Consider the following 17,174-nt stretch of genomic DNA (forward strand, 5'->3'; position numbering starts at 1 on the left):
GAACGCTCCGACGGTACTGATGGTTGTGAGAAGCAGATAGAGAAATACCGGGCCTCGAATGAGGGGAAGTGTGACGTGCCGAAAGACCTGAATGGCGCGCGCCCCATCGATGCGTGCGGCCTCGATGAGTTCCACCGGAACGTCTTCGAGCGCGGCTTGGAACATGATCATGGCGAAGGCGATGCCCCGCCAAATGTTCACGGCGACGACCGACGCCAGTGGCACCACCTGCAGCCAGTCTGTCGATCCTGCGCCGAAGAAACTGGTCAGCAGGTTCAGCGTGCCAGACGAGTTGTTCGAGAGCACGCTGGCCCAGGTGAGTGAGGCGACAACCTCTGGTACGACCATCGGCATGAGGATCGCGGCGCCGAAGATACCCTTGCCCCGAATCCAGGGGCGGCTCAGCAGAATGGCCGCAACCATGCCCAGCACCGTCTGGCCGATGATGGCCGAGTACAGCACGAACTCCCCGGTGTGCCCGAGTGAAGACAGAAAGTCAGCGTTTGTCAGCAGGTAGGCGTAGTTGTCGAAGCCGACCAACTTGGGGCTGCGGGCGGCGAAGCCGGTGAGCTGCGTGTTGGTGAAGCTGAGGTACATGCCGTAGACGGCCGGTGCCACGATGAACACAATGATGAGCACGGCGGCCGGGCCGAGCAACAGCGCGATGAGCGGTGTCGAACGGCGGCGACGGCGCTTCCGCGCTGGCGGCTGTGAGGCCGCCAGCGCAGAAGCCGGTGCAGTTACGGTCGACGTCATTATTTGATGAGGCTGGGGCCGAGCAGGTCGGTCGCGTCCTTCTTGAACGCGTCGTAGGCCTGGTCTCCGTCAGCGGTGCCACTGATGATGAGTTCGGTCGCTGCGGCTACCGCCTGGGCGATCTGGTCTGCGCCGTCACCCGTCGGAACATAGACGCTGCTCGCAAGGTTCTTACCCGCCGCGATCAGTTTGGGTTCGTCGGCATAGGGCTTCACATCGGCGAGATCGTCACGCGGAGAAGCTGCGCCCGAACTCACCAGCTGGTCTGCCAGCGGTTCTCCTGCCGAGAGGTACTCGGCCAACAGCATCGCCTCGTCTTTGTGCTGACTCTTCTCTGGAATGCCGAAACCGAAACCGAGACCGCTCCAGCCATAGGGCGTGTCACCGCTGCGGAGCCCAGGGTACTGCCACGTGTCCACGACGTTGTTCAAGTCGGGGATAGGTGCTTTACCAGCGGGGCCCCAGTCGAACTTCCAACCCGAGGTGCCCTGCGCGGCGACGGGAATCGTGCCAGCCGGGAACCCGACGTATTTGGTCGGCTCCCAGGGGTTCGGGTTCTGCAGGTCTTGAACTGGGAGAAGGCCCTTGGAGAAGAGTTGGCTGTACAGGTCGAACACCGCGTGGAAACCACTGCTGTTCAGATCCCACTTGCCGGTGTCCAAGCTGTAGTAGTTTTTGTCGGTTCCACCGAGAATCGGCTGAAACCCTTCGGTCCACGTGCTTCCACCCCAGGCGGTGCCAGCCGGGATCACGATTGGTGTGCCGCCGGTCTTATTCTTGACCTCCACCATGCGGGCGAGCAGGTCGTCCCACGTGGCCGGCTGGGTCGTAGAGATGCCGAGGCTCGTCAGCACGTCTTTTCGGTAGAAGAGGTTCTGCACACCCGTTTCGTGTACGAGATCGTAGACGTGACCGTCTTGACGGGCCGAAGCCGTCTTGATCTGCGGGTAGTAGTGCGACCACCCGTCCCAGTTGTTGAGGTAGTCGTCAAGAGGAGCAAGATAGCCCGCGCCGGCGAAGCCCGGAACGACGCTGTCACCAAGGTCGAGAACATCGGGTGCCTGGCCTGCGATGAGCTGCTGCGTGATTTTGGTCTTGAACTGGTCGTCAGTGAGAACGTCTGCCACCATGGTGACTTTGATGTTCTTGCCCTGCTTCTTCATCTCCGCTTCGAAGCCGGGAATCAGCTTGTTGACGGCATCGATTCGGGTCTGTTGATACTCCGTGATGGAGATGTTGACAACCCCATCGCTGTTGCTGTTGCTGCTTGCGGAGCAGGCGCTGAGCCCACCCGCCGCGACGACGCTCGCGGCGAGGAGGCCGATCACGCGAGAACGCTTCATTGCGGAACCTCTCTTGAACCCTATCCTGTTGGCTACTTTGCCTATTCGATGGGATAAAGCATGTTGCAATGTTAGGACACACTCTCGGTGGCGTCAATACTTTTGCCTAGTTGATAGAATTACTCCAGCGCGACAAGATGTGGCAACGCACCGCACCGACCGATAGCTAGGGAGGCATGACCGTGCTTCGAGGCAGCAACCTCCTTCGCCTGGCCGACTATAACGAAGCCGTCGTGCTTGATCTCATCCGTCGTAACCCCGGTAAGAGCCGGGCCGACCTGCAGAGAGACTCCGGGCTCGCGTCGCAGACCATCTCCAACATCACTCGCCGTCTGATCGAAGCCGAGATGATTCGAGAGAGCGCCCCGAGCAACACGCTTCGCGGAAGACCCAGCATTCCGCTCGCTGTCAACGGCAGCGGAACTTTTTCCATCGGTGTTCACATCGACCCTGCCCGCCTGACCATCCTGCTGCTCGATGTTGCCGGGGAAGTGCGCGACTGGAAGCAGCTGCGCACCCCGCAAGCCACGAGTCCCGAAGATATGACCTCGCTCATCGCCGTGAGTACGGGGCGCCTCATTCGCGAATCGGGCGTCGATCGCGACCGAGTACTCGGGCTCGGCATTGCTGTACCAGGCCCCCTCGACGTTCGCACAGGCGTAGTGCTCGACCCGCCGCAGCTGCCGAAGTGGCGAGATGTGCGCCTCCGCGCAGACCTCCACGATGCGACCGGTATGCCCGTACTGCTCGACAAAGACGTCACCGCCTCAGCCACCGCAGAGCTGCGTCACTCTGATGACGCGGATTTTCTCTTCATCTACCTCGGCTCCGGTGTCGGCGCGTCGGTCGTCACCCAGGGCCAAGTGCTTCGGGGGGTGAGCAACAACATCGGTGAGATCGGAGACATTCTTGTCGACCCGTCAGCCGAAGATCTCGGGTGGAGCGGGCGACGGGGCGGGCTTGCCGCGGCCTGCGTGCCCGAGGCGCTCGTCATCCAGGCCTCGCAGGCCGGCCTTCTGCCTCTGCCCGATCTCGACGACTACCTCGCCATCGACGATGCCTGCACGACGCTGACAGAGCTCGCTGCCAGCGGAAACACCGTAGCCCAGGCACTTCTGTACCGCGCCGCACAAAGGGTTGCGGTGGGTATCGGCGTTCTTGTGAACTTTCTCGATGTTCCACGAGTTGTGCTTGGTGGCCCCGCCTGGAACCGGCTGGCGAGCACCTTTCTACCGATCCTCGAAGACGCGGTGCGGAGCGAGCTCGTCGTGTCCCGAGACGTCTTCTCTGTCGTCGGCTCCGCGGTCGGCGAACAGATTGCCGCCCAGGGCGCCGCCGAACTCGTCATGGACCACTTTCTGGCGCCGCGTCCGAGCGTGCTCTTCATGGACTGAGGCGCACTGTCGGTTCGAGTCGTCTGCGATGCGATGCAATGCAATGCAATGCAACCACCGAAGGCCGCCGACCGGCCCGACACCACTGTGGATGCGGGTCGACCGGCGGCCTTCGCGAGCGCCTGAAGGCCGGAGCGCGTTACCGCATCTGCCGACGGCGGCGACCAGCGACGAAGACGCCAGCACCCGCGGCCAGAAGGAGCGTCGCCACGAGGCCGATCAGCGCCACCTCTGAACCCGTCGCCGCGAGGTTACCCGAGGGCGACTGCCCGTTGCCCTGGCCGGCGACGGGCGCCGGAGTAGCTGGGGAGGAGCCGCCGCCGATCGTGGGAGGAGGTGTCGGTGTGGAGGTGGGGATGGCATCCGCCTCCGTCGAGAAGGCGACGGTCGTCGCCTCGGAGAGCGGCCGAGCCGCCACCTTCACCGAAACCGTTCGCGATGCGGCATCGTATGTCCACGCAGATGCGCCGACGGCGACACCGTCAACGGTGACCACTGCAGGCTGGGCGGCGTTCGTGAAGGCTGCCGTCCAAGCGCGGTTCGTGACCTGGCCGGTGAAGGTGCCAGAGACGGGAGCGATGTTCAGTTTTCCGCCGGTGGCCTGCTGCGTGTACGACAACGCCGTGGTGGCACTCTTCACGCTCTCGGCCGCGCCGCCATCATCCTCGTAGAGGGTGAATGACCCGTCGGCGCCCGTGGCCACGTTGACAGTGACATCTGTCAGCGGGTTCTGGCTGTCATTGGTCACGTTGTTGGTGCGGGTCGGCACGATTCCACCGGAGCGAACGAATACCGGCATGCGATCAAGACCCGTCGTCACGTCAGCGGTGGTTCCTCCCTCGTGAGTCTCGCCGGTGAAGTAGTCGACCCACTGGCTGCCGTCGGGAAACCAGACCGAGGTCGTCGCAGTGTCACCGGGAGTGGTGACCGGCGCGACGAGAATGTCTGAACCGTAGAGGTACTCCCGGCCCGCCATCGAGTAGGCCTGCTGCGAGGTGGGGTACTGCAGGTACAGCGGCTTCACGATCGGCGTGCCGGTTGCGGTGGCCTGCGCGGCGAGGGTGTACGAAAGCGGCACCAGGCTTTCGCGCAGGTTCAGGAACGACGTGGCCGAGGCATCCGTGGCCGCATCGTACTGCCAGGGCAGTCGGTCGCTGTGGTTGCTGTGCAGACGATCGATCGGCTGAAAAGCACCGAACTGCACCCAACGGGCATACAGGTCACCCGGCAACTGCGTACTGCCTTCTTCGGCACCAGGCTTCTGGTCTCCCCCGAAGTGGCCACCGATGTCGTGGCTGATCGAAGCCAGGCCTGTTGCCGCCGATTCGCCGGGCGTGTAGCCCACCTCCCCCTGCAGCATCTGCCACGTCGATCGGGTGTCACCGGTGAAATGCAGTGTCGTGCGCTTGTCGGCCCACGGCCCGGTCGGAACCGCCTGCGGGTTGCCGTACCCGCCGGCCGTCAGCGAGCCGTATGCCCGCGAGAATGCGAAGCCCCGGCCGCCGAGTGCATCGTTGGTGTATGCAGCGTACTGGCTGTTGATGAACGCGTCGGGGGTGACGCCGTTCGCCGAGTATTTCGACTGCTCGTTGCAGCACCAGTCAAGCCAATAGATGTCGGCGCCATCGCTCTGAAACTCACTGTGCAGATCGAAGTACGCCTTCAGCTGGGCAGGGTCTGACCAGTCGATGAGAAACTTGTTGGTGTCGGTACTCGGGCTGAAGGCTCCGTTGGCCGTGGTCTGGGCGGCCGCGAACTTCGGGTCGTCAGACTGGATGGTCGGGTGGATGTTCAGGGTGTTGTGAATGCCCTCGGCCTCGAGGGAGGCGAGAAGACCCTTCATGTCGGGGAATTTGTTCGTGTCGACTTCCCACCCGTTCCAGGTGTCTTTTGCCTTGAAATCGGTGTCGATCGCCATCACATCGACCGGCACACCCTCTGAACGGAATTTCGGCACGATCTGATCGGTGAACTCAGAAGCGGTGCGGTCGTAGTACTCCGAATACCAGACGCCGTAGGCCCACTGGGGTAGCAACATGGTCGGGCCGGTCAGCTGCGAGAGGTCTTTCAAAGCTTGTTCGTAGTTGGTGCCGTACCCGAAGACGTATCCGTCGTGATAGGCCTGGCCGCCGTGGTCACCGCGTGCGGTGACAGCCTTCGTTGTCGGGTCGTAGAGGCTCGACGTGGTGTCATCGACGAGCGACCAGCCGTCTTGAAACAAGAGACCCGGGTTCGTCTTGGGGGAACCGTTCACCTGGTCGAGGTCGCGGCGGTAGCCGCCCAGTGCGGCATGCGGCGCGAGCAAGGGCGAATCACTCTGCACGAGAGCGACAGTGTCGATGTTGAGCTGGCAACTGGATGCATCGGGGCAACCGATCGTGACGTCATTGTTGCCCGCGGCGAGCTGAATTGGCGTGCTGACGGTGTTCCAGTAGTCCCAGCCGCTCGTTGCGGGTAGCGAGACAGCGGTCGGTGTGCCCGAATTGGACTGTACAGCGATGCTGCGAGCGGCGCTCTGCCCGTTGGCGTAGCGCACCTGCATCGCGTATTCGCCGTCGGCGGGCACGCCCGTCACATGTGTTGTTGCCGAGGCACCCTGGCCGAGACCGGCGAGAAAGCTGCCGGCGGAAGCGCCATTGTGGTCTGCGCCGATGTTGGCGCCCCCGGCAAGGGTGCCGGTTTCTGCCTCACACAGAGCACCGAAGGTGCATGACGAGACCGCAACGGTCGGGGCCGGATAGCCCGCCCCCGGAGCGACGAGCGCCAGACTGTCGAGGTTGATCTGGCCCGAGTCGCCGGCGGCGCGCGTGACGGTAATGCGGTGTTCGCCCTGCGTCAGCGTGAGCGGAACCGACGCGAGCGACCAGGAATCCCAACCGGCCGTCGGCGGCAGGGTGAGGGTCTGGGCGGCGCCACCATCGACCGAAGCGCTGAGGGTACGATCGGTGACCTTGCCGTCACCGCCCTGGCTGTTGGCATAGCGCAGCGTGAGGTTGTCGGTGCCGGCCTGGCCGATCGTGGTCTGGAAGGTGAGAGCGTTGCCGACAGCCTCGTAGCCGGCAACGAACCCCTGCCCGGTGTACCCCGAGTGGTTTGTCGCCAGGCTCAGCCCGGCGAGTGACAGCCCCTCGGCTTCACAGAGTGAACCCGAGATGCACTCGGCCGCATCGGTCGTCGCCCACGGCGAACCGGAGACACTCTGGCCAGACGAGGTGACCAACGAGACCGAGAGATTCTCTCCAGTGAAGTCGCCCGAACCCACCCGGTACTTCACGAGCATCTGACCGGTGTCGATCGTGAGCCAGCCGTCGGTGGTCGTCGTCGTGAACGGCGCGGCAGCGAAGTCGTCGCGGCCGACGACGTTGAAGGTCGCCCCGTCGGTGAACTGACCATCGCCGGCGTACTCCGTGCGAATGACCGTCGGTGACACGATCTGAAAGCGAGCATCACCAGAGGCGACAGTCTGTGCTGCGAGGCCTGTGTTGGGTTGGGCGGCTACAGGCAGGGCGGTCAAGCCGACCACCCCGAGAGCCGTGCCGGCTACAAGTAGTGACGCGAGCATCCGCTTTCGCCGTCTGGTTTCTGCCACGAGCAATCTCCTTTGTTTGCTGGGTGAATGCCGTGCGCTGGCGCCAAGACGATGATTCACATCGTGGGCGGTAGGGGCGCGGATCCTTGTTGAGTTTATCCTGTGAACTCAATATGTAAACATACAGAATTGCGGAGCACTCAATCAAGACCCAAAAAGCCTTCGTTGGCTCGTGCTGCTTTTGCCTCCTTCCGATCCGTCGCACACGTCGGAACTAAGAACGTCGTTCGGCGCGTTCGAGCTCGTGCGCGAGCGAGTCGAGTTCCGCACCTCCGGCCATGAGACTCGTCAGCTCGCCCAGCGTGATCTGAGACTTTTCAAAATCCCCGATGCTTGTGCCTCGGTTGAGAAGAAGAAACCTGTCGCCGACAGGATAGGCGTGATGCGGATTGTGGGTGATGAATACAACTCCGAGTCCTTTGTCGCGCGCCCGGGCGATATAGCGAAGAACAACGCCAGATTGCTTGACGCCAAGCGCCGCCGTGGGCTCGTCCAGAATCAAGACGCGAGCCCCGAAGTACACTGCCCGCGCGATTGCAACGCATTGCCGTTCACCGCCGGACAGAGTACCGATGGGTTGATCTACATCACGTAGATCGATGCCCATGTTCGCGAGTTCCTCGACGGTCACTCGCTTCATCTCTTTCACGTCGAGGCGCCGAAAAGGACCTGTGCCTCGGGTCAGCTCCGAGCCGAGAAAGAAATTGCGCCAGACCGGCATCAAGGGAACCACGGCGAGGTCTTGATAGACCGTCGCGATGCCCATGTCGAGCGCCGCTCGAGGCGATGAGAACGTAACCGCAACACCATCTATCAGAAGCTGGCCCTCGCTCGGCGTGTGAGCGCCTGCGAGAATTTTGATGAATGTGGACTTTCCAGCGCCATTGTCACCGAGCACACATGTCACTTGGCCGGCGTTCACTTTGGTGGTGATGCCTGAAAGAGCATTCACTGCTCCATAGCTTTTACCGATTGCATTGACCTCGATGATCGTTGCCGGGGTGGTGGGTAGCGTGACGGTCATCGACTTCCTCCTGTTGCTCTTCTGCGAACCCAGTGATTCAGGAAAACCGCGAGCAGGAGCATGCCGCCCAAAACGGTTCGGAGCCAGTTCGTGTCCCACTGAGCGAAGGTGATGCCCTGGAAGACCATGCCGTAAATCAGTGCGCCAAGCGCAGCGCCAACCGCCGACCCGTAACCACCGGTCAGAAGGCATCCGCCCACGACGGCGCAAATGATGTAGATGAATTCTTGTCCGACACCAGTATTGGCTTGCACTGTCGAAGTACGGAACAGGGAGATCATTCCGACGAGCCAGGCAGCCCCTGAGGTGGTCATGAACAGGCCGACTTTGGTTTTCATAACAGGCACGCCGACCTGACGCGAGGAGTTCAGCGCTCCGCCGACAGCAAAAATCCAGTTGCCAGCGCGAGTACGGAGAAGCACCCAGGTGGCGATGATGGTCACAACGATCCACCAGACGACGGAGATGTAGAACACGCCGCCGCCGATAGTGAGCGAGGAGCCGAAGAACGCTGCGATCGAATCGTAGAACGGAACTTTCGTCATGCCCTGAATCGCGACCTGGCCGGTCAAGAGTTTCGTGACGGCAAGGTCTGCGCCGGCGAGAACGAAGAACGTGCCGAGGGTGACGATGAAGCTCGGCAGGCCTGTGCGCATGACGACGTATCCGTTGAGCGCTCCAATCGCAAGAGCGACGGCGAGCGACACGATCGCTGCGACCCAGATGTTCACCCCGAATTGAGTGGTCAGGATTCCGACCACAAGAGCGGTAAAGCCGGTCATGACGCCTGCGGAGAGGTCGAACTCGCCACCGATCATCAGCAAGGCCACTGCCACGGCCATGATGCCGAAGGTCGAGGCAGATTCGAGCCAGACACCAGCCCCTGGCAACGTGAGGAAGGTGGTGGTGTAGACGGAGAAGAAGATCATGACGGCAAGTGCCGCGACCAGTGCGCCTGTCTCGGGTCGTCCTAATATGCGGCGAATGGGCCGGTTCTCAACACGCGGCCGCGTCGCGATGGTCATGATGTCTGTTGTTGTCACAGGGTGTCCTTTCGTGTAATGCGGGGAAAGCGCGCAACCGTGCGCCCCTCCCCCGCATTGACCGGAATGCTAGCGGGTGCCGTTCTTGGCGAACTGCGCAACCTGTGCGGCATTGTCTTTCGTGACGAATGCCGGCCCGGAGTAGACGGGCTGGCCACCACCGATGATGTTGCCATTGGTGCTGTCGAGGAACAGAGCTGTGACACCGAGGAAACCTTGCACGTAGGGCTGCTGGTCTACGGCGAACAAGATAGTGCCGGCCTGAACGTCAGCGACGACGTCTTCAGACAGGTCGAATGTTGCGACCTTCGCGGTGCTGTTCGATTCACTGACGCCGCCGACCGCGTCAAGGGCGTACTGTCCACCCAAGGTCAGCACGCCGTCGATGGAAGGGTCTGCTTGAAGCTTTGACTTGATCGTGGCCTTGACCTCCGAGTCGTTCGTGCCATCGACCTGCAGGTTGGTCATCGTGCCTTTGAAGGTCGACGTGGCAGCCTTGCACCGTTGCTCGAGTCCGACATTGCCTGCTTCCTGGATGACGCACAGAACGTTCTTCAGGCTGGAGTCGTTCAGCTTGTTGCCGACGGCCTGGCCTGCCACCGTCTCGCTCTGGCCGATGTGGGTGATTGCACCGTATGCTGCTGACTCCTCGATGCCCGAGTTGATCGTCACGACGGGGATGCCTGCTGCGACAGCCGCTTTGATGCTCGTCTTGAGGCCTTCGGGATTAGCCATCGACACGACGATTCCGTTGACCTTCTGAGCGACGGCGTTGTCGATCAGTTGCGCGAACCTGCAGCTTCGGCACCAGACTTCACGCGATCCCAGAAGGCATCACCGGGGCCTGAGTGAGTGATCACGGCGTAGGTGTACTTCGCACCGTTCGGGTTGGCAGAGTTCGTAGCCTGGCCGGTGCCGGAACAGGCCGTCAGTAGAATTCCGGCGACGGCGACAATGCCGATCCCGGTGAATAGTCTCTTCATTATTTGCGTTCCTCTTGTTGTGTGCATCCACCTGATGTGGCGGGGTGAGAACTGCTGACTGACGTCAGTGCACGAAGGAACATTCTGTCCTCTGAAAGCAAGATCTTCATCGAGCTGCCTACCTGCATGTTTTGACGTCAGCGTCAGCATGATTCTGCGGCATCATCTCTCCCGATGTCAATACTTAGTCCTTACATTCTCTCATTCTGCGTATAATTGGTCTGTACGATCATTCAAAGACGAATTGAGGCAGCGCATGACACATCGCAAAACCATTGGAGTGGGCCTGATCTCGGTCGGCTGGATGGGGCGTCTGCACTCGCGCGCCTATCTCGCTGCCGCTCAGCACTACCCGGAGATCCCCGTTCGCGCTGCATTGGTTGTCGCAGCAGATCCAGACGAGAAGTCTCGCGAGTACGCCACTGATGTTCTCGGCTACCGGGAGTCTGTCTCCGACTACCGGGCGGTCCTTGCGCATCCTGATGTTGATGTGGTGTCGATTTGTTCGCCGAATTTTCTGCATGAAGAGATGGCGCTCGCCGCAATTGCCGCGGGCAAACCGTTTTGGATCGAAAAGCCGATGGGACGCGGCGTGCTCGAATCCCGACATATTGCCGAAGCCGCGTCGGCCGCTCAGGTGGTGTCGTCTGTGGGGTTCAACTATCGAAACGCACCGGCGGTGGAGCACGCCCGGCGGCTCGTGCGCGACGGCGCGCTAGGCACCATCACCAACGTGCGAGTGGCATTCATGGCCGACTACTCCGCCGACCCCCTGGGCGCCTTGACATGGCGTTTCAAGAGAGATCTTGCGGGCAGCGGCGTGCTCGGTGACCTCCTCTCGCATGGCGCCGACCTGGCCCAGTATGTCGTCGGCAGAATCGTTTCGGTCACCGCGATGACCGAAACATTCATCCCACAACGTCCGTTACCGGCGTCTGGGGCGGTCAGCCATTTCAGCCGCGGTACCGAGGATGCCCCGATGGGCTCGGTCGAAAATGAGGACTATGCGGCCCTCCTCGCTCGGTTCGCCGGTGGCGGCGTCGCTGTTCTTGAATCGAGTCGGGTATCGGTGGGACCCCGAGCGCAGTATGTACTCGAGGTCTACGGCACCAAAGGGTCACTTCGGTGGGACTTCCAGCGCATGAACGAGCTAGAAATCGCTGACGACCTGTCTGGATTCCGAACAGTGCTGATGGGCCCCGGAATGGGCGACTTCGCGCGGTTCCAGCCCGGGGCAGGAACCGGGATGGGTTTCGATGATCTGAAGACGGTAGAGGCGTCGCTGTTTCTCCGCTCGGTTCTGGAGAACCGGCAATACTCTGCTTCGGCGACGGATGCGTGGGCCGCAGCTGAGATTGTTCACGCGGCACAGACCAGCGCCGAGACAGGCGCATGGGTCGCTGTCGGAGAAACCATGACCCAACACGGGCCGAGTCAATCGGGGCTGACTGACGACGTCGTCAGCTGAAGGCGGCCTGAAACGCGTCGAGTGCGGCGTCGGGGTCGCCGCTCGCCCAGCCTTCCAGGGCCACTACGCCCTCATAACCAAGCGATCGTAGCTCAGCTGCGATCGCTTGGTACCTAATCTCTCCGGTGCCGGGTTCGCACCGGCCGGGAACGTCAGCTACCTGGATTTCACCGACCCACGGCAGTGCGCGGCGAACGAGATCGATGAGGTTTCCTTCGCCGATTTGGGCGTGGTAGAGATCCAGGTTCAGTTTGAGCCCAGGGCTGTCGACAGCGGAGACCAAAGCGAGGGTATCTGCGGCCCTGGCGAACGGGGTGCCGGGATGATCGACGGCAGTATTCAGGTTCTCCAGGGTGAATACTCGGCCGGCACTCTCACCGAGTTCCGCGATGCGGCGGAGCGTGTCTTCTGCCGTGAGCCAATCGGCACCGGTAACGTGGTGCCCCGAGATGACAGGCAACCCCTTCGCATCGAGACCGGTGCCGTGCAGGTTCAATCGTGGCGAGTTGATGATTTCGGCGGCCTGCAGCGATTCTGCAGCCGTACTCAAGAGTTCCCGAATGCCCTCTGCGCTCGTCAGGTCTCCCCGCAGGTAGCCCGTCATTGAGGAAATAACGGCCCCGGTCGCTGCAATCTCCGTGAGATTCTTGGTGTTCCAGCCCCAGATCTCCACTTCGAATCCTCGCTCGTGGAGTCGCTTCACGCGCTCTGTGAACGGGAGCTTCAGGTACAGCATTTCTGCCGATGCGGCGAGGCGGAAGCTCATGAAAGGTCGACAGCGACAGCGGTGTGCTGCTCCGCTGAGCGTTGGGCTGCGTCGGCAAGGATGAGAGCGGCGCGGCCGTCGTCAAACGTCGGGCTCGTCGACGCCTCACCGCGGGCAAGTTTGACGAATTCCTCCAGTTCTGCGGCGTATGCTCCGGCGTAACGCTCGAGGAAGAAGTCCTGGTACGGCGGCCGAGACTCAACTGCGGTTGCGGTCGAGACGCTCACCAGGCTGGTTCCCTGATTTGCGACCTGAAGCATGCCGAGAGCGCCGAATGCTTCGATGCGCTGGTCATAGCCGACGGCGCTGTGTCGGGAGTTCGTGATGGTCACGATCGCGCCGGACGCCGCCCGCAGTACCGTCACGGCCGTGTCGAAGTCGCCGTGCTCGCGCGCTCCGGCATCGAAGGTTCTGGTACCGACGGCGCTCACCTCGACGATGTCGGACACAAAGAACCGGGCCATGTCGAAGTCGTGAATGGTCATGTCACGAAAGATACCTCCGGACACGCCCACGTAGGCCGCGGGCGGCGCAGACGGGTCGCGGCTGATGATCGAGAGCTGCTCAATATCACCGATTTCTCCGGCCGCCACTCTCGCGCGCGCCTCGGCAAAGCCGGGATCGAACCGACGGTTGAAGCCAAGCGCGATCGGTACGCCCGACGATGCGACCCTCGCCCGAAGCCCTTCGACGCGCACGATGTCGAGGTCGATGGGCTTTTCGCACAATGCGGGAATGCCTGCGTCGAGTGCCGCTGAGATGAGGTCGATGTGGGTGGCTGTGGGCGAGGCGATGAGCACTGCATCTACTTCGCCTGACGCGAAGACTTCGTCAGCCGAATCGGTCACTGTTCCGCCGTAGACCGAGGCTGCTCTTTTGGCACCGTCGATGAACGGGTCGCACACCCAACTCAGCACGGCATTCGGTGATGCGGCGATACTCGCGGCATGCACCATGCCGATCCGACCGGTGCCAATGAGCCCGAAACGGAGAGGTCGTTTGGTCATTTCAAGGTTTCCTGTCGAGAGTGGTTCATACCCAGGCGCTCAACGCGTCGCGGTTGAGTCGTTGATCGTGGGCACGTTGTTGTTGGAAGGTGGGAAGTGAGAGGTCGCTGCCGTTCAGAACGTCTTGTTCGACAACAACCCATCCCTCAAAGCCGCGCTCGTCGATGGCGGCCATCACAGAGGGAAGGTCGATGTCGCCTGTGCCGAAAGCGACAAATGCGCCCGAAGACCAGACCTCGGGCATTCCGCCGCCCGCTGCCAGCACCCGCTTCAGCTCGGCAAGGTCGACGTCTTTCAGATGCAGATGGTTGATGCGCCCTCCCCACCGCCGCACTGCCTCAAGCGGGTCGCCTCCGGCAATGAAGAGATGCCCGGTGTCGAGAGTGAGATCGATGTCGACGTTGCTGAGAAACCGATCGATCTCATCGGGAGACTCAACAAATGTTCCCGCGTGGTGATGAAATGTGGGCTCGAACCCAGACGCCCGCACGAGGTGTGCCGCGTGTGCAGCGTTTGTGGCAAGTCGCTGCCACCCCTCGTCGTCGAGAGGATCCTCAGTCTGCCCTCGCCCGGGTGCGGCACGTCTCGCTGCGGAGCCGTCGTCAGCGAGAGTCGGCAGAGGAAGACGATTGGGGCTTGATTCAGCCGCATCCGAGAAGACTCGAAGCGCATCGGTGAGACTGGGCAGCGCTGCTTGAAAAGCTTCATCGTCAGAAAACGGCAACTGCACCCAGCCGCCAGCCAGTTCGAGGCCGAAGTTCGCAAGCCTTCTACGCAACTGATCTCCGCGGCCGAAGTAGCCCACCGGCCCGAGATCCACACCGTCGTAGCCCGCCTCGGCGAGAATCTGAAGCATGTCGTCAGCGGCAACCGTTTCAGCTCCCTCCGGCGTCATCTCGAAGACACCGAAACTGACGGGCGCTCCGGCAACTGTTGCTTTCACTGAGCAGATTCCTCTCCGAGCAGCGAGCGTTGGGCTGTGCGTTGCACCTCGTAGTCGGCTCGGGCGATCCGAGTCGATTCCAATGTCGACACTTCGGCCACCGGCACGTCCCACCAGCCCCCACCATCAGGACCGTAAATGCGTGGGTCGCTGTTGATATGGATGAACGTCGCGCGCGATGAGGCTTTAGCGACCGCCATCGCAGCGGTGAGGTCGCCGATGGCGCTCTGCCCCGCCTCGATTTCGATGACGTCGATTCCGTAGCTGCGGGCATTCATCGCCAGATCGATCGGTAACGGCAGTTCGGTTTGAAAGTTTCGCGCTTCGGGGTCGAAATGCCGGTACAGCGTGCCGAATCTTTCTGAACCGACGGTCTCAGAAAGGTGCCCGATGGAGGCGTATCCGTGATTCTGAATGAGCACCACGATGATCTTGATACCTTCGGCGACGGCGGTGACAAGCTCAGAACTGAGCATCAAGTACGAACCGTCACCGACCATGACGATGACATCTCTGTCAGAACCTTCTGCCAGGGCTCCGCGTTTCACACCCAGCCCGCCGGCGATTTCGTAACCCATGCAAGAGAACGCATATTCGACGTGATACCCCAGCGGGTCACGGACTCGCCAGAGTTTGTGCAGGTCTCCGGGCAGTGATCCGGCGGCTTGAACGATGACGTCGTCAGGGTCGGTCGATTCGTGAACGGCCCCGATGATCTCTGGCTGCCCCGGTAGAGCGAGACCCGAGGGGAGGAACGCCTGATCCACAGCCGCATCCCATTCCGCCTTTTCTGCGGTGATGCGGTGCGCGTATTCGACATCGACCAGAACGCCGTCGGTGTGGGCCAGAAGTTCGGTCAGAGCTTCGCGGGCGTCAGCGATGACGGCCATCTGAGTACCGTGTTTGTACGCATCGAAAGCGGCCACGTTGATGTTGACGAACCGAACCACCGGGTTCTGAAAGGCCGTACGCGAGCCGGTGGTGAAGTCGCTGTACCGGGTGCCGATACCGATGATCAGATCTGAGGTTGCAGCCAGCCGGTTCGCTGCCGTTGTGCCGGTCGCACCGATACCGCCAAGGTACTGCGGGTGATCCCAGACCAACGAGCCTCCGCCCGCCTGGGTAGTCGCCACCGGGATTCCGGTCTTCTCGGCGAACGCGCGGAGTTGTTCTTCTGCTCCCGAATAGAGCACACCTCCGCCGGCGACAATGAGAGGTCGTTTCGCTGCTCTGATCGCGTCGATCGCACGCGCGAGAGCCGGCCGCTCAGGAAGCGGGCGCCGAATGTGCCATTCCCGGTCTTGCAAGAACGAAGTGGGCACATCGAGGTGTTCCGCTTGAACATCTTCGGGCAGGGCAATTGTCACCGCGCCCGTGTCTGCTGGGTCAAGCAGAACGCGCATCGCCGAAAGCGCGATCGAATACAGCTGCTCGGGTCGTTGTACCCGGTCGAAAAACTTCGACAGAGGGCGGAAAGCATCATTGACGGTGATTCCGATGTCGTGAGGCAACTCGAGCTGCTGCAGCACGGGGTCGGCGACGCGTGTGGCGAAGGTGTCACTCGGCAACAGCAGCGCAGGTAGCCGATTCGTCGTGGCCACAGCTGCGCCAGTGAGCATGTTGGTTGCGCCTGGGCCAACGGAGGCAGTGGCGGCGAACGTTGCGCGGCGACGATGCATCCGCGCGTATCCGACTGCTTGATGCACCATTGCCTGTTCGTTTCGGGCTTGGTAATAGGGCATCAGATCGGGCGAATCGACGTTGAGCTGTTTCAGCGCCTGGCCCACGCCGGCGACATTTCCATGCCCGAAGATACCGAAGACACCGGGGATGGTGCGTTCGCGAAGGTTCCCGTCGACAGTCCACTGGTGCGCGAGAAACTCTATGAGCGCCTGGCTGACCGTCATTCGTTGTGTTGCCGCCATCAGTGCCAGCCTTTCCTGGTCGAGGTGCTGGTCGTATAGGGGAGCCTGTTGTCAACGTGCTGGTTGTTCCAGCTGTCTCGAACCCAGGCGTGCGCGGGGTCGTCGCTGATGAGCCACGCTCGCTCGGCATCCGGGCCCGCCATCACGTTCAGGTAGTAGAGGTCGTACCCGGGCGCTGCCACCGCCGGGCCGTGGTAGCCGAAGGGCACCAGGGCGATGTCGCCGGTCTGCACCCTCGCGTTGATGTCGATCTCGCCGGCGGGCGACGAGTATGTGCTGAACATGCCGAATGACGCAGCGGGCTCGGGGGCAGCTGACCCGCCTGAGCGGGTCGGAGCCGACTCGAAGTAGTAGATCTCTTCAAGCCGCGATTCGTGGCCGGGCACGTTCTCGTCGTGCTTGTGCGGCGGGTACGACGACCAGTTCTGCGAGGGCGTGATGACCTCGCAGACGATGAGACGCGCGGCGTCGAGAGCCTGGGGCGTGCCGAAATTGTGCACCTGGCGACTGGATGCCCCCGCCCCCCTCAGCTCGACCGGAGTCTCGCTCGCGGCGATGTGCCGCGACGGCCGCACGTCGGTCGTGGGCGACGTGGTGACGGCGAACCGCCCCACCCCCCGAACCGTGGCCGTGGCCGCCGACGAGAGGTAGAGAACGTCGGTCGGGCCGTCGAAGACCGACGACCGGCCCACGAGGGTGACCTCGGTGCGTGAGCCGGCTTCGACGTACGACACCTCGAACGAACCCGCGAGGGGAACGATGATGCGCTCGATTGCGGTCTCGTCGAGCTCGAGGCTCTCGCCCGCCGCAAGCTCGGCGACACGGATGCCCGTGTGCGCCCAGCCCGCGGTCGAGGGGTCGACGACGCTCTGCCACGGCCCGCGAGCGAGCTCGCCGCGGGAATAGAACCATCGTTGGTCAGTCATGTGGTGC

General features: G+C 62.2%; 14 protein-coding genes. 2 read left to right on the forward strand and 12 right to left on the reverse strand.

The window, feature by feature from the left end:
- Both QN358_RS14200 and QN358_RS14205 read right to left on the reverse strand, forming a co-directional pair.
- Positions 1-756: sugar ABC transporter permease (locus QN358_RS14200; RefSeq protein WP_323512768.1), on the reverse strand; the 756-nt coding region annotated here is incomplete at its 3' end.
- Complete coding sequence (locus QN358_RS14205) at positions 756-2,099, reverse strand: ABC transporter substrate-binding protein (RefSeq protein ID WP_136640607.1); 1,344 nt, start codon at positions 2,097-2,099, stop codon at positions 756-758. The genes QN358_RS14200 and QN358_RS14205, both read right to left, overlap by 1 nt.
- Positions 2,100-2,275: 176 nt before the next feature.
- Here QN358_RS14205 and QN358_RS14210 point away from each other — a divergent pair, with 176 nt between their 5' ends.
- Positions 2,276-3,493 carry an ROK family transcriptional regulator gene (locus tag QN358_RS14210; RefSeq protein ID WP_201799203.1) on the forward strand — a complete coding sequence of 406 codons (1,218 nt, stop codon included), beginning with the start codon at positions 2,276-2,278 and terminating at the stop codon, positions 3,491-3,493.
- A 139-nt stretch (positions 3,494-3,632) separates the two neighbouring features.
- On the opposite strand, the gene QN358_RS14215 is transcribed toward QN358_RS14210, so the two are convergent.
- The 5 genes from QN358_RS14215 to QN358_RS14235 form a co-directional block, all read right to left on the reverse strand.
- Positions 3,633-7,082, reverse strand: coding sequence for a TIM-barrel domain-containing protein (locus tag QN358_RS14215; RefSeq protein WP_201799202.1), 3,450 nt, complete (start codon positions 7,080-7,082; stop codon positions 3,633-3,635).
- 214 nt (positions 7,083-7,296) lie between these two features.
- Positions 7,297-8,106, reverse strand: coding sequence for an ATP-binding cassette domain-containing protein (locus tag QN358_RS14220; RefSeq protein ID WP_136640606.1), 810 nt, complete (start codon positions 8,104-8,106; stop codon positions 7,297-7,299).
- The gene (locus QN358_RS14225; protein WP_136640605.1) at positions 8,103-9,149 is read right to left on the reverse strand and encodes an ABC transporter permease; all 1,047 of its coding nucleotides are present in this window, start codon (positions 9,147-9,149) and stop codon (positions 8,103-8,105) included. The genes QN358_RS14220 and QN358_RS14225 overlap by 4 nt, the downstream gene beginning before the upstream one ends.
- A gap of 69 nt (positions 9,150-9,218) precedes the next feature.
- On the reverse strand, positions 9,219-9,884 hold the full coding sequence (locus QN358_RS14230) for a substrate-binding domain-containing protein (protein ID WP_323512769.1): 666 nt from the start codon (positions 9,882-9,884) through the stop codon (positions 9,219-9,221).
- A gap of 44 nt (positions 9,885-9,928) precedes the next feature.
- Positions 9,929-10,132 (reverse strand): hypothetical protein, encoded by a 204-nt coding sequence (locus tag QN358_RS14235; RefSeq protein ID WP_323512770.1) that lies wholly within the window; start codon positions 10,130-10,132, stop codon positions 9,929-9,931.
- A gap of 256 nt (positions 10,133-10,388) precedes the next feature.
- On the opposite strand from QN358_RS14235, the gene QN358_RS14240 reads away from it, so the two are divergent.
- Positions 10,389-11,600, forward strand: a complete 1,212-nt coding sequence (locus QN358_RS14240; RefSeq protein ID WP_136640670.1) for a Gfo/Idh/MocA family protein — start codon at positions 10,389-10,391, stop codon at positions 11,598-11,600.
- On the opposite strand, the gene QN358_RS14245 is transcribed toward QN358_RS14240, so the two are convergent.
- The 5 genes from QN358_RS14245 to iolB are packed head-to-tail and all read right to left on the reverse strand — an operon-like array spanning position 11,593 to position 17,167.
- The gene (locus QN358_RS14245) at positions 11,593-12,366 is read right to left on the reverse strand and encodes a TIM barrel protein (RefSeq protein WP_136640603.1); all 774 of its coding nucleotides are present in this window, start codon (positions 12,364-12,366) and stop codon (positions 11,593-11,595) included. The genes QN358_RS14240 and QN358_RS14245 overlap by 8 nt on opposite strands.
- On the reverse strand, positions 12,363-13,373 hold the full coding sequence (iolG, locus tag QN358_RS14250) for an inositol 2-dehydrogenase (protein ID WP_323512772.1): 1,011 nt from the start codon (positions 13,371-13,373) through the stop codon (positions 12,363-12,365). The genes QN358_RS14245 and iolG overlap by 4 nt, the downstream gene beginning before the upstream one ends.
- A 25-nt stretch (positions 13,374-13,398) precedes the next feature.
- Positions 13,399-14,316 (reverse strand): sugar phosphate isomerase/epimerase family protein, encoded by a 918-nt coding sequence (locus tag QN358_RS14255; protein ID WP_136640601.1) that lies wholly within the window; start codon positions 14,314-14,316, stop codon positions 13,399-13,401.
- Positions 14,313-16,241: a 3D-(3,5/4)-trihydroxycyclohexane-1,2-dione acylhydrolase (decyclizing) gene (gene iolD, locus QN358_RS14260; RefSeq protein WP_136640600.1), complete on the reverse strand. Its 1,929-nt coding sequence runs from the start codon at positions 16,239-16,241 to the stop codon at positions 14,313-14,315. Before iolD ends, QN358_RS14255 begins: the two co-directional genes overlap by 4 nt.
- Positions 16,241-17,167 carry a 5-deoxy-glucuronate isomerase gene (gene iolB / locus QN358_RS14265; RefSeq protein WP_323512773.1) on the reverse strand — a complete coding sequence of 309 codons (927 nt, stop codon included), beginning with the start codon at positions 17,165-17,167 and terminating at the stop codon, positions 16,241-16,243. Before iolB ends, iolD begins: the two co-directional genes overlap by 1 nt.
- Positions 17,168-17,174 lie beyond the last annotated feature (7 nt).

It is taken from the genome of Subtercola sp. RTI3 (assembly GCF_035018625.1).
Classification (GTDB): Bacteria; Actinomycetota; Actinomycetes; order Actinomycetales; family Microbacteriaceae; genus Subtercola; species Subtercola vilae.